Raw genomic sequence first — 26,373 nt, 5'->3', positions numbered from 1 at the left:
CCGGACGGTCGGGCCCTGCCGGTGTTCCGCCCTGACCCACACCCGATCTCCCGATGTGACCGATCACGAACGCATGAGGTGCCTGTGGATTTCGAACTGAACGACGAGCAGCGCCTCTTCCAGCGGACGCTGCGCGACTTCGTGCACAAGGAGATCGACCCGGTTGCCGCCGAGTGGGAGCGTACCGGCCGCTACCCGACCGAAATCGTGGAGACGATGGGGTCGTTGGGACTCTTCGGCCTCACGGTTCCCGAGGAGTACGGCGGACTGGCCGTCGACATGGTCTCCTTCGCGCTCGTCTTCGAGGAGATCTCGCGGGGCTGGATGGGCGTGGCCGGCATCCTCGGCTCCCACTCGCTCGCGTGCTGGATGATCGCGCGCCACGGCACAGAGGAGCAGCGGACGCGGTACCTGCCGAAGCTCGCGACCGGGGAGTGGCGTTCGGGCATCGCGCTGACCGAGCCCGACGCCGGCACCGATCTCCAGGGCATCCGCAGCACCGCCCGCCGCGACGGCGACGTGTATGTCGTCAACGGGGCCAAGACCTGGATCACCAACGCGCGGCACGCCGCGGTGCTGCCGGTGCTGGTGAAGACCGACCCCGAGGCGGTTCCCGCGCACCGCGGCATGAGCGTGCTGCTGATCGACACCGACACCGCCGGCTTCGAGGTGCTGCGCGACCTGCCCAAGCTGGGCTACAAGGGCACCGAGTCCTGCGAGTTGCGGCTCGACAACGTACGGGTCCCGACGGGCCGGCTGCTGGGCGGCGTGGAGGGCGTCGGCATGAAGCAGGCGCTGTCGGGGTTGGAGACCGGGCGGATCAACGTGGCGGCGCGCGCGGTGGGGGTCGCGCAGCGGGCGTACGACGAGGCCCTGGCGTATTCGCGGCAACGCGCCGCGTTCGGGCAGCCGATCAGCTCTTTCCAGGCCATCCAGCTCAAGCTGGCGGACATGGCCACGAATCTCCAGGCATCGCGGCTGCTGGTCTACTGGGCGGCGTCGCGGGCGGACGCGGGCAAGCGCATCGACATGGAATCGGGCATGGCCAAGCTGCTGGCGTCGGAGACCGCGCTGACCAACTCCCTCGACGCCATGCGCATTCACGGCGGGTACGGCTACTCGCAGGAGTTCGTTGTCGAACGCCTCTACCGCGACGCCCCGCTGATGGCCATCGGGGAGGGCACGAACGACATCCTGCGCACGGTGATCGCCAAGGCCCTGGTCGCGGGGGTCGAGGCGATCGGCGGCTGAGCGGGGCCGCGTCGTCCCGCGCGCGCTGCGGGCACACGGGGCGGGCACACGGGGTTGGTAGGCGCGGCGGCTACGCGGGAGCGAGGTGCGTCGGTGAGCGGCAGAGGGCCCGAACTGCGTTGACGCACCTTCCTCATGCCGTTCACCGACACGCCGGTACGCCTCGCCCGGCTGCGCCGCGATCCGGTGACCGCCGCGACCGCGACCCTCGTACGCTTCCCGCCCGGATGGTCGCGCACCGCCTGCGTCGCCTACGCGAGCGACGAGGAATTCATGCTGCTCTCCGGTGAGTTGCGGATGAGCGGCCAGGTCCACCGCCCGGGCGTGCGTGTACGGGTGCCGGGCGGCACACCGCGCCGCGCGTCGTCCACTCCGCGAGGTGCGGTGGCCGTGGCATGGTTCACCGAGGATCCGGGCGTCGTCGAACGGCTGTGCCGTGCCCGGGAAACGTGAACCGCCTCCGCCCGCGGATGCGGGCGGAGGCGGTCGCCGGTCACACGACGCGCACGCGTCAGACGCTCTGGTGCACTCCGATGCGCTCGATCTTGAAGCGGCATGCCGGCGGGACCAGCTTCGCGGAACCGCCGCGAAGGGTGACCCAGCTCGTGTGCTTGTCGCCCTCCCACTTGCAGATCGCCTTGACCCGGAAGGTCCCCGTCCCGGAGCAGGTCGCCCAACCGACGGTGTTGCCCCACGTCTTCGAGCCGGAGAGCCCGGCCTGCGGCGCGGCCTTCGGTGCCGCCGATGCCTGCTGTGCTCCGCCAATCCCGACCACGATCAATGCTGCGGCGCCCACGGCGGTGGCAAGCTTTGTGCGCATGTCGCTCCCCGAGTTTTGTCGATGTCACGTCCGGACTGCCGGGCGCGTTGTCGGAGATTCCGTGGAGGTGCACGAACCCGCGCCAAATTTTGGGGAATTCGGCTGCGCGATCAGACCTTTGGACGGTGCGACCCTGGACCGGGTCCGGCGCAATATGGCCTGACGGCGGCGCGGCCTCGCCTTCCAAATACCGCGCAAGCGGCCGAAACAACGGTCGCCGCACAGCGCGCCCCGCGTTTTCGGAAAGCGCGATCGGGACAGGCCGATCGCTCGCACTACCGTGTAGTAGTCGGAGACGAAAGCCCTGAGTGAGGAGAAGGCCCGGGCCACGTCGACCGATTCGGTTCGCGCCAATGACGCGGAGAGTGGCGGTGGTCCGCTCAGCTCCGGGGAATCAGGGTCGCGTAAGCGAGGGCTTCCAGGCCCCCACTGATGCGTTCCATCGGGGTGCCCTTGTCGCGCTGGTAGCGGTACAACTCCGGGGCCAGCGGGGCGAGGAGGAGGTCCGCGAGCGTGTCGGCGTCCTTGGCCCCGGCTTGTTGCGCGAGGTGGCGTACGTGCAGCCGCCAGAACGCGTACGCCCCCGTCGTGTACCGCGCCGCACCCGTCTCCGCACCCAGCAGCAGATGGACGTGCGTCTCCAGCATGTCGACCATCGCCGCGTAGAACGCCGCCAGGCGCTCGGCGGGTGACGTCTCCGGCTCCGGGCCGAGGGGGGCGGGGCCGCGCATGAGCTTTTCCTGCAGCGCGCGTTCGTGCTCGTCCAGCAGCGCGCGGGCGATCGACACGCGGTCCGGGTAGCGGCGATAGAGGGTGCCGCGTCCGATGCCCGCGGCTTTCGCGATGTCGTCCATGGTGACGGTCGACGGGTCGCGCTCCGCGAAGAGGCGTTCGGCGGCGGCGAGCACGCGGGCCCTGTTGCGGGCGGCGTCGGCACGCTCGCGCGGCTGCGGTTCTCCGGCAAGCGGCAGGTCGGGCAGTCGGCTCATGACAAGCACTCTAGAGCACGCGCAGGTGAAAGTGGACAGCATGTCCGCTTGTGGGTATGGTCCTGTCATCGCTCAAGCGGACAGCATGTCCGCTTAGGTCGCGGGGCTCCCGCATCCGTGACCGCCACCACGACCAGGGGGTTTCCGCCATGTCCCAGCTCCTCCACCTCGACAGCAGTGCCCGCAGCGCCTCGTTCTCCCGTCGCCTCGGGGCGGTCTTCGCGGACGAGTGGCGTGCCGCGGGCGGCGGGTACACGTACCGCGACCTGGCCGCGGACGCACCGCCGCCGATCCGCGAGGGCTGGACGAGCATCTGCGACACGCTGCTGCGCGAGGGCATCACCGACATCCACCGGTACGAGGAGGCCGTGCGGACCGACGAGGAGCGCGAAGCCTGGGCGGTCGTCGCACCCCTGCTCGCCGAGGTCGTCGCGGCGGATGTGGTGCTGATCGGGACGCCGATGTACAACTTCGGCGTCCCGGCGGCCCTCAAGGCGTGGATCGACCAGGTGACCTTCCCGAAGATGGTGCTGGCGCCGCGGCGGTTCGTGGTCGTGTCGGCGCGCGGCGGGGCGTACGGGCCCGGGACGCCTCGTGAGCCCTACGACCACCAGGAGCGCTACCTGCGGGACTTCTTCGCCGGGCATTACGCGATCGACCCCGAGGAGGGTGTCGACGTGGTCAACGCGGAGCTGGTCAACAGCCTGGTCGATCCCGGACTCGCCGAGCGCCGGGCACAGCACGAGGAGTCCGCCGAGGCGGCCCTGCGCGGCGTGCGGGAGATCGCCTCGAAGCTCGCCGGCCACACCGTCGACCGCACGATTCCGAAGGAGGCGTGACCATGCCGTGGATATGGCTGCTCCTGGCCGGCGCCGTCGAGGTCGCCTGGTCGCAGAGCATCAAGCCGACCGAGGGCTTCACCAAGATCCCGCAGACCGCACTGTGCTTCGGCCTCATGGCCACGGCCGTGTTCCTGCTGTCGATCGCGATGCGGGACCTGCCGGTCGGGACGTCGTACGCGGTGTTCACCGGCATCGGCACGGTCGGCGCGATCGTGCTGGGCGTCGTGATCCAGAACGACTCGCTCAACTTCGCACGGGTGAGCGCCCTGGTCCTGCTGCTCGCCGGGCTCGTCGTGGCGAAGCTGGCGTCGTCGCACTGAGGATCGCCGCACTGAGGATCGCCGCGCTGAGGATCGCCGCGCTGAGGATCGCCGCGCTGAGAGTTGTCGTCGCACCGAGGGTCGGCCGAGGGCCGGCGCCCTGTTCGGTGGCCCGGGGAATACCTCCGGGCCACCGACGTGTTCATCCACTCATGTCCTTTGTCGGTCTGGCCGTCGTGGCCGCCGTGCTGCTTGCCGCGACCGCGGCGGGCCTCTGGCGACGGCACACGGATGGGAGGATGCGGTCCGTGACCTCATCCGCAGCCTCCACGGGAGCCGCTTCCGGAGGCACCGCTTCCCGAAGGGCAGTTTCCGGCGACGAGGCCGCCGGGCCGGTGCTCACCGCCGACGAGATCGGTGCCGAATTCGGCAGCCGGGCGACCTTCGTGCAGTTTTCCTCGGCGTTCTGCTCGCCCTGCCGTACGACGCGGCTGCTGCTCGGCCAGGTCGCGGGCGAACTGGACGGCGTCGTGCACGCCGAGATCGACGCCGAGCACCATCTCGAGCTGGTCCGCCGACTGGACATCACGCGTACGCCGACCGTCCTGGTGCTCGACGCCACGGGCCGCGAGGTCCGGCGGGCGACCGGCGTACCGCGCCGCACGGACGCACTCGCGGCCGTCGCACTCGCCTCGGCCTCGCCCATCACCTGACCCGGAGGACTTGCTTCCATGGGCATGGGCCTCGACCCCGTGGACCCCGCTTCGCCGCCGCCGTCACCTCCGTGGTGCTGGCGGTGGTCCTCGTCACCGGCAGCGGCCGGCTGCTGGCGGCGCAAGCGGTGGTGTTCGCGGTCGCGGTCCTCGCCGGACCGGGTGCGTCGCCGTACGGCTGGATCTACCGGACCCTCGTCGCCCCGCGGCTGGCGCCCCCGACCGAGCGCGAAGACCCGCGCCCGGTGCGCTTCGCCCAGGGTGTGGGCCTGGTGTTCGCGGTGGTGGGGGCGGTCGGCTACCTGGCCGGCCTCACCGCGCTCGGCATCGTGGCGGCGGCGTTCGCGCTGTTCGCCGCGTTCCTCAACGCGGTCTTCGGCCTGTGCCTGGGCTGCGAGATGTACCTGCGCTTCCGCCGCGCGACCGCCTGACACCCAACAGGCGGCCCGCGCAGGGTGGTTCGATCGGTACAGGGCCCAACAGGGCTCTGGGCCGAACCTCCGGGGAGCGGCAGGCTTTTGAACAGTAGGACCAACGACCCCGACAGAACCGGAGACATCCCCTCCATGAGCACGACCGACACCACCACTGTCGCCGCGTACGCCGCCCCCGCCGCGAAGGCTCCGCTGGAGCGCGTGACCATCCCGCGCCGCGCGCTGGGCGAGCGGGACATCCTGATCGAGATCAAGTACTGCGGGATCTGTCACTCGGACATCCACCAGGTGAAGGAGGAGTGGGGCGAGGCTCCCTTCCCGATGGTGCCGGGCCACGAGATCGCGGGCATCGTCGCGGCGGTCGGCGCCGGCGTGACCCGGCACCAGGTCGGCGACCGCGTGGGCGTCGGCTGCTTCGTGGACTCCTGCGGGACCTGCGAGAACTGCGTCGAGGGGCTTGAGCAGTTCTGCCTGAACGGTGCGACCGGGACGTACCCGATCGGCCCGGACGGGGAGCCGACGTACGGCGGCTACAGCACGCACATCGTCGTCACCGAGGACTTCGCGCTGAAGGTCCCGGAGGGCATCAGCCTGGAGGCGGCCGCGCCGCTGCTGTGCGCGGGCATCACGCTGTACTCGCCGCTCAAGCGCTGGGGCGCCGGGCCGGGCAAGAAGGTCGCGATCGTCGGTCTCGGCGGCCTCGGTCACATGGGCGTCAAGATCGCGGCCGCGATGGGCGCCGAGGTCACGGTGCTCAGCCAGTCGCTGCGGAAGAAGGACGACGGCCTGAAGCTCGGTGCGACGCATTACCACGCGACGGGTGACCCGGAGACGTTCGAGAAGCTCGCGGGGACGTTCGACCTGATCGTCAGCACCGTGTCGGCGAACATGGACTTCGACGCGTACCTGGGGCTGCTGAAGACGCGCGGCACGATGGTGAACGTCGGTGCGCCGTCCGAGCCGACGCCGATCAACCTGTTCTCGATCATCGGCGGCGACAAGACGCTGGCGGGCTCGATGGTCGGCGGCATCCCGGAGACCCAGGAGATGCTGGACTTCTGCGCGGAGCACGGGCTCGGCGCGGAGATCGAGGTCATCTCCGCCGACCGGATCAACGAGGCGTACGACCGCGTACTCGCCTCTGACGTCCGCTACCGCTTCGTCATCGACACGGCGACGATCTGACGGATTCGAGGAAGTGCCTCCAGGCACAGGGGGAGAGCGAAAGGTGTCCGCGACAGCGATCCATGCTGTCGCGGACACCTGCATGCCGGGCGAGCGGAGGGACCTCGACGCGGCCGTCGTCGGCCGTTGACGAGTAGGACGACTTACGCCAGACCAGATTGGCGGTCACCGCTCTTTCAACCCCGCAGCGAGGAATCGGAACGCGGGTCAGCCGAAGGCGGACTGGACGTACACCGTGCGGGGTGCCTGGTACTCGACGACGGTCACCAACTGCCCCGGTTCGAAGCTCTCGCCCGGGGTCACCGGGTACGCCAGAAAAGCCTCCGATCCGCCGCGCACGCGGACCATGACTTCGCCCACCAGACCGGGGCCGATGCGCCCCGTCACCTTGCCCCGCAAGCCGACCATGCGCCCATTGTCCGGCCGGGACGGCCCCGAACGCTGTGCGGATCTCCCTCTGGTCGCGGCGGGCGGGCGTGTGCGAGGGTATGTGTCGACAGATACACGCGGGAGCTCGGGGCACCGGGCTGAGAGGGCGTTGACGCCGCGCCGACCGCAGAACCTGACCGGGTAATGCCGGCGTAGGGAGCTTTCAATGTCGTCGACGCACAACGCGTCCCAGCCTGCCCGTGCCACGACCACGGGCGCCGTCACCACGGGTGCCATCTCGCCCGCGCACCACAAGCAGTACCTCATCGGATCGCGTGACGACCTGCGCGTTCCCGTCCGCACGGTGCACCTGACCAACGACTCGACGGTGCGCCTTTACGACACCTCCGGCCCGTACACCGATCCCGCCTACGAGGTCGACGTACGGCGCGGCCTCCCCGGCATCCGCGACGCGTGGATCGACGAGCGCGGCGACACCGAGCGGTACGACGGCCGAATCGCCGCCCTCGGCGCGCTGCCCGGCACCGACGTCGTCCGCCCCCGCCGGGCGGTCGGCGGCAAGGCGGTCACCCAACTCGCGTACGCCCGCCGCGGCGAGATCACGCCCGAAATGGAGTACGTGGCGATTCGCGAAGGCCTGCCGGCCGAGGCCGTCCGGGACGCCATCGCGTCCGGCAAGGCGGTGCTGCCCGCCAACGTCAACCACCCGGAGATCGAGCCGATGATCATCGGCAAGGACTTCCTGGTGAAGGTGAACGCCAACATCGGCAATTCCGCCGTCACTTCCTCAATCGAGGAGGAGACGGACAAGCTGGTGTGGGCGATCCGCTGGGGCGCCGACACGGTCATGGACCTCTCGACCGGCGACGACATCCACACCACGCGCGAGTGGATCGTCCGCAACTCGCCCGTCCCGATCGGCACCGTGCCGCTCTACCAGGCGCTCGAAAAGGTCAACGGCAAGCCCGAGGCGCTGACCTGGGAGCTCTACCGCGACACCGTGATCGAACAGGCCGAGCAGGGCGTCGACTACATGACCGTGCACGCGGGCGTACTGCTGCGGTACGTGCCGCTCACCGCGCGCCGCAAGACCGGCATCGTGTCGCGCGGCGGCTCGATCATGGCGGCGTGGTGCCTCGCGCACCACGAGGAGAACTTCCTCTACACCAACTTCCGTGAACTGACCGAGATCCTGCGGCAGTACGACATCACCTACTCGCTCGGCGACGGCCTGCGCCCCGGCAGCACGTACGACGCGAACGACGAGGCGCAGTTCGCCGAGCTGACCACGCTCGGCGAACTCGGCCGCATCGCCCGCGAGATGGACGTGCAGGTGATGATCGAGGGGCCGGGCCACGTGCCCATGCACAAGATCAAGGAGAACATCGACCTCCAGCAGGAGATCTGCGACGAGGCGCCGTTCTACACGCTCGGCCCGCTCACCACGGACATCGCGCCCGGGTACGACCACATCACGTCCGCGATCGGCGCCGCCATGATCGGCATGTGGGGCACCGCGATGCTCTGCTACGTCACGCCGAAGGAACACCTGGGGCTGCCGGACCGGGACGACGTGAAGGCGGGCGTGATCGCGTACAAGATCGCCGCGCACGCCGCGGACCTGGCCAAGGGCCACCCGACCGCGCACGAATGGGACGACGCGCTCTCCGACGCCCGCTTCGAGTTCCGCTGGCAGGACCAGTTCGACCTGGCCCTCGACCCGGACACGGCAAGGGCGTTCCACGACGAGACGCTCCCGGCGGCGCCCGCCAAGACCGCGCACTTCTGCTCCATGTGCGGTCCGAAGTTCTGTTCGATGAAGATCTCCTGGCAGATCCGCGACGAACACGGCGACGGTTCGTCCGCCGTCGACAGCGCCTACGACGCGGAGGCCTTGGCCGGAATGCAGGCCAAGTCCGCCGAGTTCGCCGCCCAAGGAGGCAGGGTCTACCTCCCCCTCGCCGCCGACTGACCGGCGCAGACGCGCCGACAGGGCGCCGTGTCCGAAGAGGCGAACCAGCCCCCGGCCACGGCGCCCGAACGCGTCGTGTTCACCGCACGGCGCCCAGCGGACTCGGCTACAGAGGAGGGCAACCCGGTGTGGTCAGATACGGGATGGTGTCTCGGGTCGGGGGACCGCGTAGCCGGGGAGGGAGGGCCATCGCACCGTCAGTACCACCGACTCTTCCTCGGCGAACCACGAGTGGTCGACACCGTGGCCCCATACGACGTAGTCGCCCTGCTGCTCCAGGACCACGGTGCGGCCCGGGAGTTGTACGTGGAAGCGGCCGCTGATCAGCACGAGTAGGGCGGTACGCGCCTCGCCCTCGACCCACTGCGCCCGCTCGTCGCCAGGTGGGTGGACGCCCCACTTGATCTCGACGTCCTTGCTGTGACGGGGGTCGTCGACGTCCTTGAAGTGCCCGAGGAGCCAACCCCGGTCCAGTGCCGCATCCTTGCCCGCGTTGCCCACATACACGCTGTCGTTCACGCGCTCGGACGTTAGCAGTTGCGCGGTCCCGCCCGAGCGGTCACCGCACCCGGTCGTAGGCGAGGGCCAACGTGCCGTGCGCACCGGCGGCTTCGCGGGTCAGTTTCCAATCGCCCGCGGGCAGCCCGTCCTCGAACAGTCGGGGGCCGGTGCCCAGGACGATCGGGAAGACGGTGAGCGCCAGGCGGTCGACCAGGTCCGCGGCCAGCAGGTCCTTGATGACGCTTGCGCTGGAGAGCACGAGGATGTCGCCGCCCTCGGTCGCCTTGAGGTCCGCCACCGCATCGGCGGTGGGGCGGTCGACGATCGTGGTGCGCTCCCACGGTGCCTCGTCGAGCGTCGACGACATGACGACCTTGTCCGTGTCGACGAGCCACTTCGCGAAGGCCTCGTCACGCGGGTCCGCGCCCTCCGCCCCGATCACGGTGGGCCAGAAGCCGAGGAAGCCTTCGGCGTTGACCCGCCCGAGCAGTGCGGTCGTGGCCGGCTCCCACAGGCTGGCCAGGTGGTCGCGGGCGACGTCGGTGACGGCGTACGGCATCACCCAGCCCATGTCCAAAGGGTCGGTCTTGGCGTAGCGGCCGTCGATGGAGAGCGACATGTTGGTGACGACGCGGCGGCGGGTGGTCTGCTGGGTCATTTCGAACTCCCTTTGTCGGTGTTGCCGTGGTGTGTTTCGGCCGTCTCTGCGGCAAGGACCGCCGCGAGGTTGTCGAGGCTCTGGCCGTAGCCGATCTCGATGCCCGCGACGAAGTCCGCGGATTCGACCGCGCTGTCGCTGATCCCGAAGTGCACGTCGAGGTCCGTGCCGGTGCCGGTGCCGGTGCCGGTCGGCCGCAGGTGCAGGTCGAGGTGGGCGGTGAAGGCGGTGCTCCCGTCGGGGAGCAGCGGGGAGAGCCGGTACGCGAGGTGCTCGGCGGGGCGTACCTCGTCGACGGTGCCCTCCGCCCGCCCGGCGACCAGGTCGGTCCCGTCGTCCTCGGCGTCGCGGTACTCCTGGACGATCCGCCCGCCCGGCCGTGCCTCGAAGACGATCTCCGAGACGCGCAGGTCGTCCGGTGTCCACCAACGGGCCAGCAGCGCGGCCTCCGTCAGGTGCCGCCAGACCGCCTCCGGGGTGCCCGGCAGTGACCGCCGGAACCGGAACGAGCGGTCGTCGGCCCACCCCGCCCGGTCCGCCGCGCGACGCTCCGCGTCGAGGCCGAGCCCGTAGCGCTCGTACGTCGCCCGCGAGCCCTCCGCCTGGTCCGCCGTGTCGGCCAACCGCCCGAGTGCTTCCGCCAGCTCTCGCAGGGGGCCCGGTTGCAGCGCGTAGATGCGCCGCTGCCCGGTGCGCTGGGACGTGACGACGCCGGCCCGCTCAAGGGTCTGGAGGTGCTTGGTCGTCTGCGGCTGCCGCGCGTCGGCGAGCTGCGCGAGAACGCCGACCGGGCGGGGGCGCTCGGCCAGCAGGGTCACGAGCCGCCAGCGAGCCGGGTCGGCCAGTGCGGCGAGGAGTGCGTCCATGGCTCAAGTATTCTTCAACACGAATATTCGTGTCAAGGAATATCTTGGGCTGTCCGGTCCGTGCCCGGGTCACCGACTCCTGCCGCACGCCGGATTCGTCGGCACACTGGCTGTGTGACTGCGACTTCCATGGGCAAGGGCACGAACATTCCGGTCGCCGCGTCGGCGGTGCACGCCGTGCTGGCGTGGACCGCGCGGCCGGGCTCGCCGGATGCCGACGCGTCGGCGCTGCTGTTGACCGCGGCCGAACGGGTGCGTGACGACGACGACTTCGTCTTCTACAACCAACCGCGGCACGCCTCGGGCGCGGTACGGCACCTCGGCAAGCAGACGGCGGGCGACGCGGCGTGGGACGCGGTCGAGGTGAACCTCGCGAAGGTCGAACCGGGCATCGAGCGGATCGTGTTGTGCGCGTCGGCGGACGGCGGGACCTTCGGCCAGATGGCCGGGCTGGTGCTGCGCCTCTTCGAGGCCGGGACGCAGGCCGAACTCGCCCGGTTCGAGATGGCGGCGACGACGGAGACCGCGTTCGTCAGCGGCGAGTTGTACCGGCGGGGCGGGCAGTGGAAGTTCCGCGCGGTCGGGCAGGGGTACGCGTCCGGACTCGCGGGACTGGCGACCGACTTCGGGATCAGCGTCGACGATCCGCCGCCCGCGGCCACGCGCCCCGTTGCGCCGCCTGCACCCGCGCCCGCCCGCCCGGCACCCGGCCAGGCGATCCTGCCGCCCCCGCTGCCCACCCAGCCGGCCCCCGCGGCGGCCGGCTCGCAGGTCCGCTTCACCAGGGGCGAGGAACGCCTGCCCGTCGACATGCGGAAGCGGCTCTCGCTGCGCAAGGAGCAGGTCGCCGTCAGCCTCCGCAAGCACGGCGCGGAAGGGGTCCGGGCCCGGGTCATCCTGGTCCTGGACGCCTCCGGCTCGATGAGTCCGCTGTACGACAAGGGCATCGTCACGGACGTCGTGGAGCGGATGGCGGCCGTCGCCGCGCTGCTGGACGACGACGGCGAGATGCAGGCATGGACCTTCGCCTCGCACTCGGCGCGACTGCCCGACCTGGTGCTGGGCGAACTCCCCGAGTGGCTGCGGCTCCACGTACGCGTCGGGGAGATCAGCCTGTTCGGCCGACCGTCCAAGCGCAAGAAGGGACTGCACCCGGCCCAGGTCGACATGCGCATCGTCGGCATCCAGAACGAGGAGCAGAAGGTCATCGCCGACGTACGCACGTACGTCCGCCAGACCCCGGCCCAGGACCCCACCCTCGTGCTGTTCTTCTCCGACGGCGGCGTCTACCGCAACAACGAGATCGAGAGCGAGCTGCGGGCGGCCGTCGAGGAGCCGATCTTCTGGCAGTTTGTGGGTCTCGGGCGGGCGAACTACGGGGTGCTCGAACGGTTCGACACCATGCCCGGCCGCCGCGTCGACAACGCGGGCTTCTTCGCGGTCGACGACATAGCCAAGATCTCCGACGCCGAGTTGTACGACCGACTGCTGTCGGAATTCCCGTCCTGGATCAAGGCGGCCCGCGCCGCCGGCATCCTCTGAACAGCAACGCCCTGCCCGAGGAGCAGCCGATGAGCCCCCGTCGCCAGAAGCCGAACCAGGACCTGTTCGCCAGGATCGCCGCGGGATTCGAGGACGAGTACGGCATCGACACGGGAACCATGTTCCGCAGCCCGGGACTTCGCGTCGACGGCAAGGTCTTCGCATTCCTCGGGCACGACGGCGGGCTCATCGTGAAGCTCCCCGAGGACCGTGCCCGGCTGCTCGTCGACGAGGGCGCCGCCGTACGCGTGACGATGGGCACGCGGTCCATGCGCGAGTGGGTGGCCTTCCCCGCGCAGGCGGACGAGGCGGCCACGCTCGCCCTGTGGCGGAAGATGGCCCGCCAAGCCCGAACGTACGTCGACTCACTCGGCGACACCGCGGTCTGACGCGGTCCGCTCCCACGGCACCGCCCGTGTGCCGCCCGGGGATTGGGGGACCGGGCGGCTGGGCGGCTGGATGGCTGGGCGGATCAGCGGACCGCGTCGGTGGGCTGGTCGCCTTCTGGCTCGTGCTCGCGTTTGCGCCCGCGGCGGGAGCTGCCGTTGCGCGGTGCCTGGAGCGGTATGACACGTGCGTCCGTGCCGGCCGCCGCCGCGGCGAGCATGGTGGACATGAAGGGGAGCACCCCCCGATGGAGTACGGCTGCCTGCCACTCCTCGCGGGCCAGTCGGACTTCCGTGTCCACGGCGGGAGTTCGCCGGTTGCGGCCCGCGTGCAGCAGCATCGCGAGACCGGCCAGCACCGCCGCGCCGAGCGCGATCACCAGGGAGGCCACCCCGACCAGGCGTACCGGTGCGACGCCCTTGTCGTGGTCGGTGGTCGCCTTGATCACGTAGTAGGCCACCAGGAACACCGCCGCCGAAATCGCCGCCACGATGATGGTGATCGACGTGGCCAGCGCGAAGAACCCGACGCCTTCGGCCGTCTCGGCAAACGGAGTTGCGGCCTGCTCGCCTTGCGAGGGGTTCGAGCGCTCCTCGCTGTCGACGAGGCGCCGGTACTCGACCGGGGTCTTCGCCGCGATCGTGTCGGCGTGGGCGAGCGTCGCGGTACGCAACTGCTCGGCGTTCAACTCCGGCGATTCCGCCAATGCCCTGGCGATGTCGTCCTGGTGCAGCGCGTCGTCGACGATCCGCTCGAACTGCCGCCGGTGTTCCTCGTAATGGAACGGGTGAGGGTGCTGGTCGTTGTGCATCGGATCCCCCGAGATCGACCGCGCGAATGGGCCCGCGTCTGCCCCCCGTTCCGCCGAACGCACGGGAGGCGACGCGTCGGAGTCCGGTACGACGACCGGCTCGGGTCGATCGTTCGCCCGCCTCGCTACCCGGCGGTCGCGGAGCGGATATCCCGATGGTAGAGCCCGGAACGGTGGTTTTGCCCCAGGGAATTCCCTCTTGTCGACCAGGATTGCACTTTTGGTCGGAATCGGCTTCTACGCGGATTGACACCACTCCGACCGACACCTGGCGGACGGATTGCACGCGAATCGCACACGGCCGGGCAACCAGCGGCCGAAGGTCGATCCGAAGGCCGGCACGAAAGTCGGCACGAAGGCCGACGCGAAGGTCGGCAAAGAGCCTCGGCCGCGCGGTCGGGCGCGTCAGTCGTACTCGGGGTCCTCGTCTATGTCGTAGACCATGCCGATCGTCTCCTCGTCGGCGGTCGGCGGCGCCGGTGCCGGCGGCCGCTCGGTCAGCGGCAGCCGGGCGACCAGGCACGGCCCGCCGAGGTAGATGCCGCCGTCGAGGTTGATGACCTGGCCGTCGGCGTACACACGCGGGCCGTTGATGGTCGACGGGTCCTCGCCGGTCTGGTACGGGATCGGCGTGTGGCCGTGCACGATGTGCCGCCCGCCCAACTCGCCCAGCAGATCGGCCGCCGCGTTCGCCCCCGCCTCGCCCATGAACGCACCGCGCCGCGTCAGATTGCGGAACAGGTCCCAGCACGGCAGAGGCTCGGGGTCGCGCAGCATCTCGGCGATCTCGCCGTCGATGTCCTCGATGGTGCTGCCGTATTCGAGGTACGCGTTGCTGTCCGAGTGGATCAGCAGGTACCCGTCCACCACCGCGGCGACGGGCTGCGACGCGAGCCACTGCGCCTGCGCGTCGGTGAAGCGGTCCAGGTCCCACTGGAGGCCGCCGTTGCGCAGCCAGATCTCCCGGAAGGTGGTGGCACCGCCCGCGACCGGCACCGGGTGGTCGCCGAAGAAGTACACGCCCAGCAGCAGGATCTCGTGGTTGCCGAGCAGCATGCGCGAGCTGCCGCCGTCCGCCGAGGCCTCCTCGGCGAGGCGCATCGCGAGCTCGACCACGCCGATGCCGTCCGGGCCCCGGTCGGTGAAGTCGCCCAGGAACCACAGGCGCGCCGCACCGCCACTCCAGCGCGCCTCCTCGTCGATGAGGCCCTGCTCGCGCAGGGCCGCCTCGAGCTCGTCGAGATGGCCGTGCACGTCGCCCACCACGTAGAGCGGCGCGTCCTCGACGTCGACCGCGCCGCCTGTGCCGGGCGCTCCCGAGGCGATGCTCACGAGACGATTCCTTTCTTCCGCGCCCCCACGCCTGCCCAGCGGCCGCAGTGGGGGTGACGCCTGTCATGAAGCATGACGCACTGCGGAGCTGTACGGCTGCGGTGCCCGGGGTGCGAACACCATCCGATCACCGTCCGATTCGCTGTTGTTTCCACCGTTCGATTCACCGTCTGATGAGGACGCCGTGCCGTGACCGTATCTTGCGCGGGCGAATCGGGGAACGGTACTGCCCCCAGACATCGCGCGTCCCGCGTATTCGGGTGCGTGTCGCGGACAGCCGCTGCGCCGTACGGGCGAGATCAGGAAGCGGACAAACCGTCAGAACCCGTGGCGCCGCGCCGTGTCGAGGCCCGTACCGACAGGCGGATGGGCACCGTACGCTGCGCCGGTACCCGGGGGCCGACCCGTGCCGCGTCCTCCTCGATCACCCCGACCAGCAGCTCGACCGCGCTGCTTCCGGCCACCCTGGGCTGGAGGCTGAGCGTGGTCAGACCCGGTTCGGCGGCGTGCGCCGACTCCTCGCCGCACGCCGCCACCAAGAGGTCCTCCGGGACGCGCAGTCCGCGCGCCCGCGCGGCGGCCAGCAACTCGCCGCCGCAGCCCTCGTGCAGGCCGTAGACCGCGTCGGGCCGCGCGGCGGCCGGCAGGTCGAGCAGTCGGCCCGCGGCGGCTCCCGCGGCTCCCGACGTGTTCGGCGGGTAGGCCTCGACCAGCGGCTCGCGCCCGCGCTCGGCACACCACGCGCGGTACGCGTCGACGCACCGCCGCGCGTACGTCCCCTCCTGCGACGTGAGCAGCGCGATCCGCCGCGCGCCCGCCTCGGCGAGGTGGTCGAGGACCGTTTCCATCGCGAGGGCGTGGTCGATGTCGACCCAGCCGTGCACGGTGCTGTCGCCGGGGTGCCCGCCGGTCACGACCGGCACGCCGCGCCGCAGCAGTTCGCGGACCATCGGGTCGTCCTCGGCCGGGTCGACGACGATCGTCCCGTCGAGCGCCACGTTGCTCCACACGTCGTGCCGCGAGGAGGTGGGCAGCACCACCAGGGCGTAGCCCCGGTCGAGGGCGGCGCCGGTGGCCGCCCGGACCAGTTCGGTGAACCAGCCGTACTCGGTCAGCGCGAACGGTTCCGCGGCGTGGTTCGTCGTGGTGAGGCCGATCAGCCCGGACCGGCCGGTGCGCAGCGTGCGCGCCGCCGCGGAGGGCCGGTAGCCGAGGCGGTCGGCGACCTCGCGGACGTGCACGCGGGTGGAGTCGGGCAGTCGGCCCTTGCCGTTGAGCGCGTCGGAGACGGTCGTGATCGACACCCCGGCCGCGGCAGCCACGTCCCGGATGCCGACGCGTGTGGGCCGCCGTCCGGGAGCCCCCTGGTCAACAGTCATCGCCATTGACAGTAGGGCCGTTCGGGTCTTCTGACGCCGGGCATGGGGTTCCTTTTGCGAAGAAACCATTTTCCGCATACCTGGTCCTGAAGGTGTCGATTGCGCGGGCGCCCGAACGGGGCCGGGATGGGCGGCATCGGTCCGGTATGCCCGGCGGCGAGCCCGCCGGAGGCGGAAACGTAAGGTGAGGCAGGGTTCCCGGCGCGTTCCGCGGGCCGGGCGGAACCCTCCGGCATCTCTTCGACGCCCCTTCGACCACCCTTCGACGGCCATCCAGTGGAGGACGACGGTGACCCACGACAACCCCGCCGGCAGCGGGCCGCGCCTGCGCGGCGTGCTCGACACCCTGCCCGCGTACAAGCCGGGACGCCCCGCCGCGGCCGGTTCCGGGGCGCCGTCCTACAAGCTCTCGTCCAACGAGAACCCCTACCCGCCGCTGCCCGGCGTGCTGGAGAAGGTGGCCTCGGCCGCGGCGTCGTTCAACCGCTACCCGGACATGTCCTGCGGTGAGCTGACCGCCGAACTCGCGGAGCGCTTCGGGGTGCCGCCCGAGCACGTGGCGACCGGCACCGGGTCGGTCGGCGTCGCGCAGTCGCTGCTGCAGGCGACCTCGGGGCCGGGCGACGAGGTGGTCTACGCGTGGCGGTCGTTCGAGGCGTACCCGATCATCACGCAGATCTCCGGCGCCACTTCGGTGCAGGTGCCGCTGCTGCCGGACGAGGGGCACGACCTCGACGCGATGGCCGCCGCGATCACCGAGCGGACCCGGCTGGTGTTCGTCTGCAACCCCAACAACCCGACCGGGACCGCGGTCCGCAGCGACGCGCTCGTGCGCTTCCTGGACCGCGTGCCGTCCGACGTGCTGGTGGTGCTCGACGAGGCGTACAAGGAGTTCGTGCGCGACCCGGAGATCCCGGACGGCATCGAGCTGTACCGGGACCGGCCCAACGTCGCCGTGCTGCGCACGTTCTCGAAGGCGTACGGGCTGGCCGGCCTGCGGGTGGGCTTCGCCGTCGCGCACGAGCAGGTCGCCGAGGCGCTGCGCAAGACCGCGGTGCCGTTCGGGGTGAGCCAGCTCGCGCAGGACGCCGCCGTCGCGTCGCTGCGGTCCGAGGACGCGCTGCTGGAGCGCGTCGACGCGCTGGTCGTCGAGCGCACCCGGGTCGTGGACGCCCTGCGCGCGCAGGGCTGGACCGTGCCGGAGACGCAGGCCAACTTCGTCTGGCTGCGGCTCGGCGCCCGGACGCTGGAGTTCGCGGCGGCGTGCGGTGCGGCGGGTGTCACGGTGCGCCCGTTCGACGGCGAGGGCTGCCGCGTCACGATCGGGGAGAAGGAGGCGAACGACCTGTTCCTGGACGTCGCCTCGCGCCTGGTCTGAGCCGGGCGCACGCCGCCCGGAGATCGCCACGGGGGGTCGGTACACGAGCCGCAAAGGCCGCGTACCGACCCCCCGTGTTTGCCCCCGGAACCCCCTCGCTAGAGTTTGTGAACGGATGCACAAGCCCGACTTTGTGAATGCATGCACAAAGTCGTGCTGCTCGTCACGTCGCTCGATGTGCCGCTAGCTCCGGGTTCGTCCCGATACAGCGCACGACTGAGGGTGTGGCAGGGGGCGGCCCGAGGCCGGGTCATGTGCCGTGCACCGTGAGAAACCGAAGTATCTGCGCAAGTCACATCAAGATCGATCAAGGCCCATCAAAAGCAGCAAAGCCCAGTCAGACCTACTCAGTCCGCCAATCAGCATCATCCCCATGCATACCGACCAGAACGACTTTTCGGAGGAGGTCGTCCGTGGACCTCGCCCTCGATCCGCTGGACGTAGCCAGGTGGCAGTTCGGCATCACGACCGTCTACCACTTCCTGTTCGTCCCCCTGACGATCGGGCTGTCGACACTCGTCGCCTGCCTCCAGACCGCCTGGTACCGCACCGGCAAGGAGCACTACCTCCGGGCCACCAAGTTCTGGGGCAAGCTCTTCCTGATCAACTTCGCGATGGGCCTGGTCACCGGCATCGTGCAGGAGTTCCAGTTCGGCATGAACTGGTCGGACTACTCCCGCTTCGTCGGTGACGTCTTCGGCGCGCCGCTCGCGATCGAGGCGCTGGTCGCGTTCTTCCTCGAATCGACCTTCCTCGGCCTGTGGATCTTCGGCTGGGACCGCCTGCCGAAGAAGATCCACCTCGCCACCATCTGGGCGGCCGCGATCGGCACGATCCTGTCGGCGTACTTCATCCTCGCCGCCAACTCGTGGATGCAGCACCCGACCGGCTACCGGATAAACCCGGAGAGCGGACGCGCCGAACTGACCGACATCGTCGCGGTGCTCACCCAGAACACCGCGGTCAGCGCCTTCGCGCACGTCATCACGGCGGCCTTCCTGACCGCGGCGGCGTTCATCGTCGGCATCAGCTGCTGGCACCTGCGCAAGCGCAACGAGGTCGAGGTCTTCCGGCCGTCGCTGCGGCTCGGCCTGTGGGTCGCCGTCGTCGCGGGCCTCGGCGTCGCCGTCACCGGCGACTTCCAGGGCAAGATCATGTACGAGCAGCAGCCCATGAAGATGGCCTCGGCCGAGGCGCTGTGGGACACCGAGCAGCCCGCGCCGTTCTCGATCTTCGCGTACGGCGACGTGAGCCAGGGCCACAACAAGGTCGCCATCGAGGTGCCCGGCGCGCTGTCGTTCCTCGCGAAGAGCGACTTCGACGCCGAGCTGCCCGGCATCAACGACCTCCAGCGCGAGATGGAGGCGAAGTACGGGCCCGGCGACTACCGGCCCAACATCCCCGTCACGTACTGGGGCTTCCGCCTCATGATCGGGTTCGGCATGACGTCGTTCGCGGTCGGCGCGATCGGCCTGTGGCTCACCCGCAAGAAGCGTGCGCTGCCGACCAACAAGTGGATCTGGCGCGCCGGCCTGTGGACGCTCGCCTTCCCGCTCGCCGGCAACTCCTTCGGCTGGATCTTCACCGAGATGGGCCGCCAACCGTGGGTCGTCTTCGGGGTGCTGAAGACCGAGTCCGCGGTGTCCCCCAGCGTCTCCACGGGCGAGGTGCTGACCTCGCTCATCGTCTTCACGCTGCTGTACGGCGTGCTCGCGGTGGTCGAGGTGGGCCTGTTGCGGCGCTACGTCGTCGCCGGACCACCGGAGGTCGAACCGGCGAAGCCGCGCGGACCCGGCGGTCCCGACGGAGGGCCGGACTCGGCGTCCGGCGACGACGCCGAGGACGACGCCGACCGCCCGCTCGCCTTCGCGTACTGAGCGCGGGCCCGGACCCCAGCAACTCGAACGAGGCTTGCAATGGAACTCACCACCGTCTGGTTCATCCTGATCGCCGTCCTGTGGGTCGGCTACTTCTTCCTGGAGGGATTCGACTTCGGCGTCGGAATACTCACCAAGGGCCTGGCCCGGAACGAGACCGAGCGCCGCGTGCTCATCAACACCATCGGGCCGGTCTGGGACGGCAACGAGGTGTGGCTGATCACCGCCGGCGGCGCCACGTTCGCGGCGTTCCCGGAGTGGTACGCGACCCTCTTCAGCGGCTTCTACCTGCCGCTGCTGATCATCCTGGTCGCGCTGATCCTGCGCGGCGTCGCCTTCGAGTACCGGGCCAAGCGCGACGACGCCAAGTGGAAGCGGAACTGGGAGAACGCGATCTTCTGGGGCTCGCTGGTCCCGGCGTTCTTGTGGGGCGTCGCGTTCGCCAACATCGTGCGCGGCGTCAAGATCGACGCCGACAAGGAGTACGTGGGCAACCTGCTCGACCTGCTCAACCCGTACGCGCTGCTGGGCGGCCTGGTCACGCTCGTGCTGTTCACCTTCCACGGCGCGGTCTTCGTCGGGCTCAAGACGGTCGGCGACATCCGCGAGCGCGCCAACGCCCTGGCCTTCAAGCTCGGGCTCGCGACCGCGGTGCTCGCCCTGGCCTTCCTGATCTGGACCCAGGCCGACAGCGGCAACGGCAAGAGCCTCGTGGCCATGGTGATCGCGGTCGCGGCGCTGCTCGCGGCGCTGGCGCTGAACCGGATCGGGCGCGAGGGCTGGACGTTCGCCATGTCGGGCGTGACGGTCATCGCGGCGGTGGCGATGCTGTTCCTGGCACTGTTCCCGGACGTCATGCCGTCGAGCATCGACTCCGCCTACAACCTGACGACGACGAACGCCGCGTCGACGCCGTACACGCTCAAGATCATGACCTGGGTGGCGGCGATCATGACCCCGGTGGTGCTGTGCTACCAGGGTTGGACGTACTGGGTGTTCCGCAAGCGCATCGGCACCAAGAACATCCCGACGACGGTGCCGCACGGCGCGGGCTGAGGGCCTGCCCGAACGCACCACGAGCAATCGGACCGCCGCGACGGAGCGGTCCGGACGACGGAAGAGACGATGAAGCCCGTAGACCCGCGCCTGCTGCGCCACGCCCGAGCCACCCGGGGGTTCCTCGCCCTCACGGTCGTCCTCGGGGTGGTGGGCGCGGGTCTCGTCATCGTGCAGGCGGGGCTGCTCGCGACGCTCATCGTGGGCGCGTTCGAGGACGGCAAGGGCGTCGCGGAGCTGCGTACGCCGCTGATCGCACTCGCGCTGGTCGCGGCCGGGCGGGCACTGGCGGCCTGGCTCACCGAGGTCGCCGCACACCGCACGTCGGCCGCGGTCAAGTCGCAGTTGCGCGGCAAGCTGCTCGCGCACGTGATGCGGCTGGGCCCGGCCTGGCTCACCGGCGCCCGGACCGGCGAACTGACCACGCTGGCGACGCGCGGCATCGACGCGCTCGACGGCTACTTCGCCCGCTACCTGCCGCAGCTCGTGCTCGCCGTCGTCGTCCCGGTCGCGGTCGTCGCGCGGATCGTGACCGGCGACTGGATCTCGGCCGCCACGATCGTGGTCACGCTGCCGCTGATCCCGCTGTTCATGGCGCTGATCGGGATGGCGACGCAGAAGTACATGGACCGGCAGTGGGACGTACTCGCGCGCCTGGCCGGGCACTTCCTCGACGTCGTGGCGGGGCTGCCGACGCTCAAGGTCTTCGGGCGCGCGAAGGCGCAGGCCACATCGATCCGCAAGATCACCGACGACTACCGCAAGGCGACGCTCAAGACGCTGCGGGTGGCGTTCCTGTCGTCGTTCGCGCTGGAACTGCTCGCGACGATCTCGGTCGCGCTGGTCGCGGTGGGGGTCGGGCTGCGGCTGGTCGACGGGGAGATGGACCTGCACACGGCGCTGGTCGTGCTGATCCTGGCGCCGGAGGCGTACCTGCCGCTGCGCCAGGTGGGTGCCGAGTACCACGCGAGTGTGGAGGGACTGACGGCGGCGGAACGGGTGTTCGCGATCGTCGAGACGCCGGTGCCGGGAGCCGGGGCGGACGGGGCGGCGGCGACCGACGGTGCCTCGGCCGGGGCCGACGCGGCCGCCTCGGCCGGGCTCCGGACGCCCGGGCGGGACGCGGTGGTGCGGGTCGAGGACCTGACCGTACGCAGACCCGACCGGACCGAACCGTCGGTCGCGGGCGCCTCGTTCGTGCTGCGGCCCGGCGAGACGACCGCGCTGGTCGGGCCGAGCGGGGTCGGCAAGTCCACGGTTCTGGCCGCGCTGCTGGGTTTTGTGGCGCCTGACTCGGGACGGATCACCGTCGACGGGATCGACCTGGCGGACCTGGACGCGGACGCGTGGCGGTCCCGGATCGCGTGGGTGCCGCAACGGCCGTACCTGTTCGCGGGGACCATCGCGGAGAACCTGCGGATGGCGGCGCCGGATGCGGACGACGCGGCGCTGCGCGAGGCCCTGCGAGCGGCGCACGCCGAGGAGTTCGTCGCGGTGGCGGGCGGCCTGGACACCGAGCTGGGCGAGGACGGGGCGGGGCTGTCCGCCGGTCAGCGGCAGCGGCTGGCACTGGCCCGGGCGTTCCTCGCCGACCGGCCGGTGCTGCTGCTGGACGAGCCGACCGCGAACCTGGACGGGGAGAGCGAGGCGGCGGTCGTCGACGCGGTACGGCGGCTCGCGTACGGGCGGACCGTGCTGCTGGTGGCGCATCGTCCGGCCCTGCTGGCGGTGGCGGACCACGTGGTGCGCCTGGAGAGTGCCGCGGTCGGATCATCCGACAACCGAAACGCGCCCCCACTCCGGGGGTCTAATGGAGTGGCCGCCGAAACGCACGGCCGTCGTCCACAGATCGAGGCTGTGGTCGGATCATCCGACAAGGGCAACGCGCCCCCACTCCGGGGGTCTACCGGAGTTCGCGCCGAAAGCGCCGCCGCGGATTCCCAGGTGTCTGCCGATGATCGGACCGACGCGCCGTCGTCCACAGGCCGCAAGGACGACGGCCTCAACGACGCAAGCCCCCTCGACGACGAAGGGCTCGACGACGCAAGCCTCAACGACGAAGGGCTCGACGACGGCGGCCTCGCCCACGTGGGCCGCCCGGGGAGTGCCCGCACGTCGACGTTCCGCCGCCTTCTCGCCCTCGCCCGTCCCGTCCGCTCCCGCCTCGCGCTGGCCGTCCTGCTCGGCGCGGTCGCCCTAGGCAGCTCGGTCGGCCTGATGGCGACCTCCGCGTGGCTGATCTCCCGCGCGTCGCAGCACCCGCCCGTCCTCACGCTGATGGTCGCGGTCACGTCCGTCCGCGCGTTCGGCATCTCCCGCGCGGTCTTCCGCTACGCCGAGCGCCTCGTCTCCCACGACGCCGCCTTCCGCATCCTGGCCCGGCTCCGCGTGACCGTGTACGAGCGGCTCGAACGCCTCGCCCCCGCCGGCCTGCCCGCCTTCCGCCGCGGCGACCTGCTCTCCCGCCTCGTCGCCGACGTCGACGCCGTCCAGGACTTCTTCCTCCGCGCGCTGCTCCCCGCCGCGGTGGCCGTCGTCGTCGGGGTCGCCGCCGTCGGGGTGACCGGCGCCTTCCTCCCCGAGGCCGGCGCCGTGCTCGCCGCCGGACTCCTGACCGCGGGCGTCGTCGTCCCGTGGACCGCCGCCCGCGTGGCCCGCCGCGCCGAGCGCCGCATCGCCGCCGTGCGCGGCGACCTGTCCACCGGCGTCACCGAACTCCTGCGCGGTGCCCCCGAACTGATCGCGGCCGGCGCCGCCCCGGCCCGACTCGCCGCACTCGACGGCACCGACGATCGGCTGCGCCGTACCGAGGCCCGCCAGGCCCAGGGCGCCGGCCTCGGCGCCGGCCTCGCCGCGCTCGCCACCGGCGCGACGGTGTGGGGCTGCACGGTCGTCGGCGTCGCGGCCGTCGCCGCGGGGCGCCTGGACGGCGTGCTGCTCGCGCTCGTCGTCCTCACACCGCTCGCCGCTTTCGAGGCGACCGCCGTGCTGCCGTCGGCCGGACGCCACCTCGAATCCTCCCGCCGCGCCGCAGCCCGGGTCTTCGAGGTCGTCGACGCCCCCGAACCGGTGCACGAACCCGCGCACCCCGTGCCGCTCCCGCCCGCCCCGCACAGCCTGCACGTACGCGGGCTGACCGCGCGCTGGACGCCGGAAGGGCCGGCCGCGCTCGACGCCGTCGACCTCGACCTCGCTCCCGGCCGCCGCGTCGCGGTCGTGGGCCCGAGCGGGTCCGGCAAGACGACCCTCGCCAACGTGCTGCTGCGCTTCCTCGACCCCGAGGGCGGCGACGTACGCCTGACCGCGTCGACCGGCCCGCGTCCCGAGTCCGCCGCCCTGACCGACCTGGAAGGCGACGCCGTACGCCGGGCGGTCGGCCTGTGCGCGCAGGACGCCCACATCTTCGACAGCTCCGTACGCGAGAACCTGCGCCTCGCCAGGCCCGGTTGCGACGACGCCGCGATCCGCGACGCCCTCGCCCGCGCCCGGCTGCTCGACTGGGTGGACAGCCTGCCGCGCGGCCTGGACACGATGGTCGGGGAGCACGGCGCGCGCATGTCGGGCGGCCAGCGCCGGCGGCTCGCGCTCGCACGCGTGCTGCTGGCCGACTTCGACATCGTCGTCCTCGACGAACCGGCCGAACACCTGGATCTCGCGACCGCCGACGCGCTCACCGCCGACCTGCTGGCCGCGACCGAGGACCGCACGACCGTGCTCATCACGCACCGGCTCGCCGGTCTGGAGCACGTCGACGAGATCGTGGTGCTCGACGCGGGCCGGGTCGTGCAACGCGGGACGTGGGCCGAGCTCACCGAAGCCCAGGGCCCGTTCCGTGTCCTGCGCGAGCGCGAGGCCGCGACGGAGTCCGTCCTGCGTCCCGCCTGACCCGGCACGCAGCCGCGCGGTCGTGTCCTGAGCGGTCCCGCTCCGCCACCCCGCTCATATGCTCTGAATATCCATCAAAGACACCTAATCTCTGATCATGGTGGACACTCCCGACCCCGGGTTCGGTGCCGCGCCCCCCGAGGGCTCGCGGCTCCCGGAACTGGCCGCGCTCGGGCTCGACGACCTGGTGGCCGAGGTGGTCGAGCGCCTGCAGAGCGCCGCCGCCACCGGCGACCGCCTGCAAGGGCTCCTGGAAGCGGTCGTGTCCGTCGGCGCCGACCTCGACCTGCACGCGACGCTGCACCGCATCGTCGCGGAGGCCGTGGAACTCGTCGACGCCAAGTACGGCGCCATCGGCGTACTCGGACCCGAGGGAGCCGCCCGCGGGCTCATCGACTTCATCCACGTCGGGCTCGACGTCGCCACCGCCGCCGAGATCGGGGACCTCCCACACGGGCGCGGCATCCTCGGGCTGCTCATCGACCATCCCGAGCCGCTCCGCCTCGACGACCTGACCCGGCACCCGGCGTCGTACGGCTTCCCGCCCCGGCACCCCCCGATGCACTCGTTCCTGGGCGTGCCGATCCGCCTGCGCGACGAGGTGTTCGGCAATCTCTACCTCACCGAGAAACGCGGCCGGTCCGGCTTCAGCGCCGAGGACAAGCAGGTCGTACGCGCCCTCGCCGCGGCCGCCGGCGTCGCGATCGAGAACGCCCGCCTCTACCAGCAGGCCCGCGAGCGCGAGGAGTGGATCCAGGGGTCCGTCGACATCACCACCACGCTGCTGGGCACCGAGGACCCCGACGAGGCGCTGCAGGTCGTCGCGCGCCGCGCGCGGGCCCTCGCGTCCGCGGACTTCTCGGCGATATACCTGCCGCAGCCCGACGGTTCGTACCTCGTGGAGATCACCGACGGGGACGACGTCTCCGCGCTGGCCGGCACCGTCGTGCCCGGGGGATCGCCGCTCGCCCGGGTGATCGACGCGGGGGAGAGCGTGTTCATCGCGGACATGAGCACGGATCCGCGTGTCATGTTGGAGCAGTCGCGCGCGTTCGGCCCCGGTCTGTTCGTACCGCTCGCCGCCGGCGACCGCGTGCTCGGTGCGCTCGAACTCGACCGCAGCATCGGCGCGGTGCCGTTCACCAGTACCGAGCAGGCGATGTTCCAGGCGTTCGCGGGGCAGGCGGCCGTCGCCCTCATGCTCGCCGGCGCGCAGCGCGACCGCTCGCGGCTGGCGGTCTACCAGGACCGCGACCGCATCGCGCGCGACCTGCACGACCTCGTCGTCCAGCGGCTGTTCGCGACCGGCATGATGCTCCAGGGCGCCGCCCGCCTTGCGAAGGTGCCGGAGGTGATCCGCCGCGTCGACCAGGCCGTCGACGAGTTGGACGCGACCATCCGCGAGGTGCGCAGCACCATCTTCGCGCTGCAGCAGGGCCCGGAGGACGCCGGTCCGGGCGTCCGCGCCCGCGTGCTGCGCGAGGCCTCGTCCGCGAGCGGCGCGCTCGGCTTCGAGCCCGCGGTGACCTTCGTGGGCCCGGTCGACTCGCGCATCCCCGACGACGTCGCCGAGAACCTCCTCGCCGCGCTGCGCGAATCGCTGTCCAACGCCTCGCGGCACGCCAAGGCGTCGCGCGTCGAGGTGTCGCTCGTCGTCGAGGACGAAGCGGTGCTGGCCGTCACGGACGACGGCGTCGGCATCCCCGAGACGGGCCGCCGCAGCGGGCTCGCGAACCTGCGCGCACGGGCCGAGTCGCTGGGCGGCTCCGCGGAGTTCGGCCCGGGGCCGGACGGTACGGGCACCACCGTCACCTGGCGCGCGCCCGTCTGACGCCTCGGCCCGGG

Annotated in this window: 25 protein-coding genes and 1 riboswitch; of the genes, 15 read left to right on the top strand and 10 right to left on the bottom strand. The window is 71.2% G+C overall.

Annotated elements, in window-relative coordinates; all coding sequences use genetic code 11:
- The first annotated feature begins 84 nt into the window (after nt 1-84).
- Together ACWD12_RS14660 and ACWD12_RS14655 are read left to right on the top strand one after the other, a co-directional pair.
- Nucleotides 85-1,251: an acyl-CoA dehydrogenase family protein gene (locus ACWD12_RS14660; protein ID WP_450099897.1), complete on the top strand. Its 1,167-nt coding sequence runs from the start codon at nt 85-87 to the stop codon at nt 1,249-1,251.
- A gap of 135 nt (nt 1,252-1,386) precedes the next feature.
- Nucleotides 1,387-1,704: a hypothetical protein gene (locus ACWD12_RS14655; protein ID WP_450099843.1), complete on the top strand. Its 318-nt coding sequence runs from the start codon at nt 1,387-1,389 to the stop codon at nt 1,702-1,704.
- Between the two features lie 58 nt (nt 1,705-1,762).
- Here the strand turns inward: ACWD12_RS14655 and ACWD12_RS14650 are convergent, their stop codons facing one another.
- Entirely contained in the window at nt 1,763-2,071 is a 309-nt protein-coding gene (locus ACWD12_RS14650) for a hypothetical protein (RefSeq protein ID WP_450099842.1), read from the bottom strand.
- Nucleotides 2,072-2,451: 380 nt separating this feature from the next.
- On the bottom strand, nt 2,452-3,060 hold the full coding sequence (locus ACWD12_RS14645; protein ID WP_450099841.1) for a TetR/AcrR family transcriptional regulator: 609 nt from the start codon (nt 3,058-3,060) through the stop codon (nt 2,452-2,454).
- A 149-nt stretch (nt 3,061-3,209) separates the two neighbouring features.
- Between ACWD12_RS14645 and ACWD12_RS14640 the strand changes: the two genes are divergently transcribed.
- The 5 genes from ACWD12_RS14640 to ACWD12_RS14620 all read left to right on the top strand — a co-directional run bounded on the left by ACWD12_RS14640 (nt 3,210) and on the right by ACWD12_RS14620 (nt 6,494).
- On the top strand, nt 3,210-3,899 hold the full coding sequence (locus ACWD12_RS14640) for an FMN-dependent NADH-azoreductase (protein WP_358347110.1): 690 nt from the start codon (nt 3,210-3,212) through the stop codon (nt 3,897-3,899).
- Nucleotides 3,900-3,901: 2 nt separating this feature from the next.
- Nucleotides 3,902-4,222 (top strand): DMT family transporter, encoded by a 321-nt coding sequence (locus tag ACWD12_RS14635; protein WP_450099840.1) that lies wholly within the window; start codon nt 3,902-3,904, stop codon nt 4,220-4,222.
- Between the two features lie 152 nt (nt 4,223-4,374).
- Nucleotides 4,375-4,875 (top strand): thioredoxin family protein, encoded by a 501-nt coding sequence (locus ACWD12_RS14630; protein ID WP_450099839.1) that lies wholly within the window; start codon nt 4,375-4,377, stop codon nt 4,873-4,875.
- The gene (locus tag ACWD12_RS14625; protein WP_450099896.1) at nt 4,872-5,306 is read left to right on the top strand and encodes a DUF4395 domain-containing protein; all 435 of its coding nucleotides are present in this window, start codon (nt 4,872-4,874) and stop codon (nt 5,304-5,306) included. Before ACWD12_RS14630 ends, ACWD12_RS14625 begins: the two co-directional genes overlap by 4 nt.
- Nucleotides 5,307-5,441: 135 nt before the next feature.
- Entirely contained in the window at nt 5,442-6,494 is a 1,053-nt protein-coding gene (locus ACWD12_RS14620) for an NAD(P)-dependent alcohol dehydrogenase (RefSeq protein WP_450099838.1), read from the top strand.
- Here the strand turns inward: ACWD12_RS14620 and ACWD12_RS14615 are convergent.
- Together ACWD12_RS14615 and ACWD12_RS14610 are read right to left on the bottom strand one after the other, a co-directional pair.
- A complete protein-coding gene (locus ACWD12_RS14615) occupies nt 6,472-6,663 on the bottom strand; it encodes a DUF397 domain-containing protein (protein ID WP_450099837.1) in 192 nt (63 codons plus the stop codon). The genes ACWD12_RS14620 and ACWD12_RS14615 overlap by 23 nt on opposite strands.
- Nucleotides 6,664-6,701: 38 nt before the next feature.
- Nucleotides 6,702-6,902 (bottom strand): hypothetical protein, encoded by a 201-nt coding sequence (locus tag ACWD12_RS14610; protein WP_358347097.1) that lies wholly within the window; start codon nt 6,900-6,902, stop codon nt 6,702-6,704.
- Between the two features lie 88 nt (nt 6,903-6,990).
- Nucleotides 6,991-7,099: riboswitch (TPP riboswitch) on the top strand.
- Between ACWD12_RS14610 and thiC the strand changes: the two genes are divergently transcribed.
- A complete protein-coding gene (thiC, locus tag ACWD12_RS14605) occupies nt 7,090-8,856 on the top strand; it encodes a phosphomethylpyrimidine synthase ThiC (protein ID WP_450099836.1) in 1,767 nt (588 codons plus the stop codon). (Overlaps the previous riboswitch by 10 nt.)
- A 132-nt stretch (nt 8,857-8,988) precedes the next feature.
- On the opposite strand, the gene ACWD12_RS14600 is transcribed toward thiC, so the two are convergent.
- Genes ACWD12_RS14600 through ACWD12_RS14590 form a run of 3 tightly spaced genes read right to left on the bottom strand, consistent with a single transcriptional unit; the run spans nt 8,989 to nt 10,881 of the window.
- Entirely contained in the window at nt 8,989-9,375 is a 387-nt protein-coding gene (locus ACWD12_RS14600) for a signal peptidase I (protein ID WP_450099835.1), read from the bottom strand.
- A 40-nt stretch (nt 9,376-9,415) separates the two neighbouring features.
- On the bottom strand, nt 9,416-10,015 hold the full coding sequence (locus tag ACWD12_RS14595; RefSeq protein WP_450099834.1) for a dihydrofolate reductase family protein: 600 nt from the start codon (nt 10,013-10,015) through the stop codon (nt 9,416-9,418).
- Nucleotides 10,012-10,881 (bottom strand): metalloregulator ArsR/SmtB family transcription factor, encoded by an 870-nt coding sequence (locus ACWD12_RS14590; RefSeq protein ID WP_450099833.1) that lies wholly within the window; start codon nt 10,879-10,881, stop codon nt 10,012-10,014. The genes ACWD12_RS14595 and ACWD12_RS14590 overlap by 4 nt, the downstream gene beginning before the upstream one ends.
- 129 nt (nt 10,882-11,010) lie before the next feature.
- On the opposite strand from ACWD12_RS14590, the gene ACWD12_RS14585 reads away from it, so the two are divergent.
- Both ACWD12_RS14585 and ACWD12_RS14580 read left to right on the top strand, forming a co-directional pair.
- Entirely contained in the window at nt 11,011-12,423 is a 1,413-nt protein-coding gene (locus ACWD12_RS14585) for a VWA domain-containing protein (RefSeq protein WP_450099895.1), read from the top strand.
- A 29-nt stretch (nt 12,424-12,452) separates the two neighbouring features.
- Complete coding sequence (locus ACWD12_RS14580) at nt 12,453-12,812, top strand: hypothetical protein (protein ID WP_358347086.1); 360 nt, start codon at nt 12,453-12,455, stop codon at nt 12,810-12,812.
- Nucleotides 12,813-12,895: 83 nt separating this feature from the next.
- Here ACWD12_RS14580 and ACWD12_RS14575 read toward each other — a convergent pair whose 3' ends face one another.
- From ACWD12_RS14575 to ACWD12_RS14565, 3 genes are all read right to left on the bottom strand, one after another.
- A complete protein-coding gene (locus tag ACWD12_RS14575) occupies nt 12,896-13,621 on the bottom strand; it encodes a hypothetical protein (RefSeq protein WP_450099832.1) in 726 nt (241 codons plus the stop codon).
- A 405-nt stretch (nt 13,622-14,026) separates the two neighbouring features.
- Entirely contained in the window at nt 14,027-14,953 is a 927-nt protein-coding gene (locus ACWD12_RS14570) for a metallophosphoesterase family protein (protein WP_358347081.1), read from the bottom strand.
- A gap of 299 nt (nt 14,954-15,252) precedes the next feature.
- Nucleotides 15,253-16,332 (bottom strand): LacI family DNA-binding transcriptional regulator, encoded by a 1,080-nt coding sequence (locus ACWD12_RS14565; protein WP_450099831.1) that lies wholly within the window; start codon nt 16,330-16,332, stop codon nt 15,253-15,255.
- Between the two features lie 289 nt (nt 16,333-16,621).
- On the opposite strand from ACWD12_RS14565, the gene hisC reads away from it, so the two are divergent.
- From hisC to ACWD12_RS14540, 5 genes are all read left to right on the top strand, one after another.
- Entirely contained in the window at nt 16,622-17,710 is a 1,089-nt protein-coding gene (gene hisC / locus ACWD12_RS14560) for a histidinol-phosphate transaminase (RefSeq protein WP_450099830.1), read from the top strand.
- A 413-nt stretch (nt 17,711-18,123) separates the two neighbouring features.
- Nucleotides 18,124-19,587: a cytochrome ubiquinol oxidase subunit I gene (locus ACWD12_RS14555; protein ID WP_358347074.1), complete on the top strand. Its 1,464-nt coding sequence runs from the start codon at nt 18,124-18,126 to the stop codon at nt 19,585-19,587.
- A gap of 39 nt (nt 19,588-19,626) precedes the next feature.
- Nucleotides 19,627-20,643, top strand: a complete 1,017-nt coding sequence (gene cydB, locus ACWD12_RS14550) for a cytochrome d ubiquinol oxidase subunit II (protein ID WP_450099829.1) — start codon at nt 19,627-19,629, stop codon at nt 20,641-20,643.
- A gap of 69 nt (nt 20,644-20,712) precedes the next feature.
- Nucleotides 20,713-24,528, top strand: a complete 3,816-nt coding sequence (gene cydD, locus ACWD12_RS14545) for a thiol reductant ABC exporter subunit CydD (protein ID WP_450099828.1) — start codon at nt 20,713-20,715, stop codon at nt 24,526-24,528.
- A 97-nt stretch (nt 24,529-24,625) separates the two neighbouring features.
- A complete protein-coding gene (locus tag ACWD12_RS14540) occupies nt 24,626-26,359 on the top strand; it encodes a GAF domain-containing protein (RefSeq protein WP_450099827.1) in 1,734 nt (577 codons plus the stop codon).
- Nucleotides 26,360-26,373 lie beyond the last annotated feature (14 nt).

The organism is Streptodolium elevatio (assembly GCF_053592165.1).
Note: the sequence above shows the minus strand (reverse complement) of the source record. Positions and strands in the feature narration are given on the sequence as shown.

Coding starts and splice junctions, on each gene's coding strand:
- ACWD12_RS14655 (WP_450099843.1), top strand. CDS start 1,387: ATGCCGTTCACCGACACGCCGGTACGCCTCGCCCGGCTGCGCCGCGAT.
- ACWD12_RS14650 (WP_450099842.1), bottom strand. CDS start 2,071: ATGCGCACAAAGCTTGCCACCGCCGTGGGCGCCGCAGCATTGATCGTG.
- ACWD12_RS14645 (WP_450099841.1), bottom strand. CDS start 3,060: ATGAGCCGACTGCCCGACCTGCCGCTTGCCGGAGAACCGCAGCCGCGC.
- ACWD12_RS14640 (WP_358347110.1), top strand. CDS start 3,210: ATGTCCCAGCTCCTCCACCTCGACAGCAGTGCCCGCAGCGCCTCGTTC.
- ACWD12_RS14635 (WP_450099840.1), top strand. CDS start 3,902: ATGCCGTGGATATGGCTGCTCCTGGCCGGCGCCGTCGAGGTCGCCTGG.
- ACWD12_RS14630 (WP_450099839.1), top strand. CDS start 4,375: ATGTCCTTTGTCGGTCTGGCCGTCGTGGCCGCCGTGCTGCTTGCCGCG.
- ACWD12_RS14620 (WP_450099838.1), top strand. CDS start 5,442: ATGAGCACGACCGACACCACCACTGTCGCCGCGTACGCCGCCCCCGCC.
- ACWD12_RS14610 (WP_358347097.1), bottom strand. CDS start 6,902: ATGGTCGGCTTGCGGGGCAAGGTGACGGGGCGCATCGGCCCCGGTCTG.
- thiC (WP_450099836.1), top strand. CDS start 7,090: ATGTCGTCGACGCACAACGCGTCCCAGCCTGCCCGTGCCACGACCACG.
- ACWD12_RS14595 (WP_450099834.1), bottom strand. CDS start 10,015: ATGACCCAGCAGACCACCCGCCGCCGCGTCGTCACCAACATGTCGCTC.
- ACWD12_RS14590 (WP_450099833.1), bottom strand. CDS start 10,881: ATGGACGCACTCCTCGCCGCACTGGCCGACCCGGCTCGCTGGCGGCTC.
- ACWD12_RS14585 (WP_450099895.1), top strand. CDS start 11,011: ATGGGCAAGGGCACGAACATTCCGGTCGCCGCGTCGGCGGTGCACGCC.
- ACWD12_RS14580 (WP_358347086.1), top strand. CDS start 12,453: ATGAGCCCCCGTCGCCAGAAGCCGAACCAGGACCTGTTCGCCAGGATC.
- ACWD12_RS14575 (WP_450099832.1), bottom strand. CDS start 13,621: ATGCACAACGACCAGCACCCTCACCCGTTCCATTACGAGGAACACCGG.
- ACWD12_RS14565 (WP_450099831.1), bottom strand. CDS start 16,332: ATGACTGTTGACCAGGGGGCTCCCGGACGGCGGCCCACACGCGTCGGC.
- cydB (WP_450099829.1), top strand. CDS start 19,627: ATGGAACTCACCACCGTCTGGTTCATCCTGATCGCCGTCCTGTGGGTC.
- cydD (WP_450099828.1), top strand. CDS start 20,713: ATGAAGCCCGTAGACCCGCGCCTGCTGCGCCACGCCCGAGCCACCCGG.
- ACWD12_RS14540 (WP_450099827.1), top strand. CDS start 24,626: ATGGTGGACACTCCCGACCCCGGGTTCGGTGCCGCGCCCCCCGAGGGC.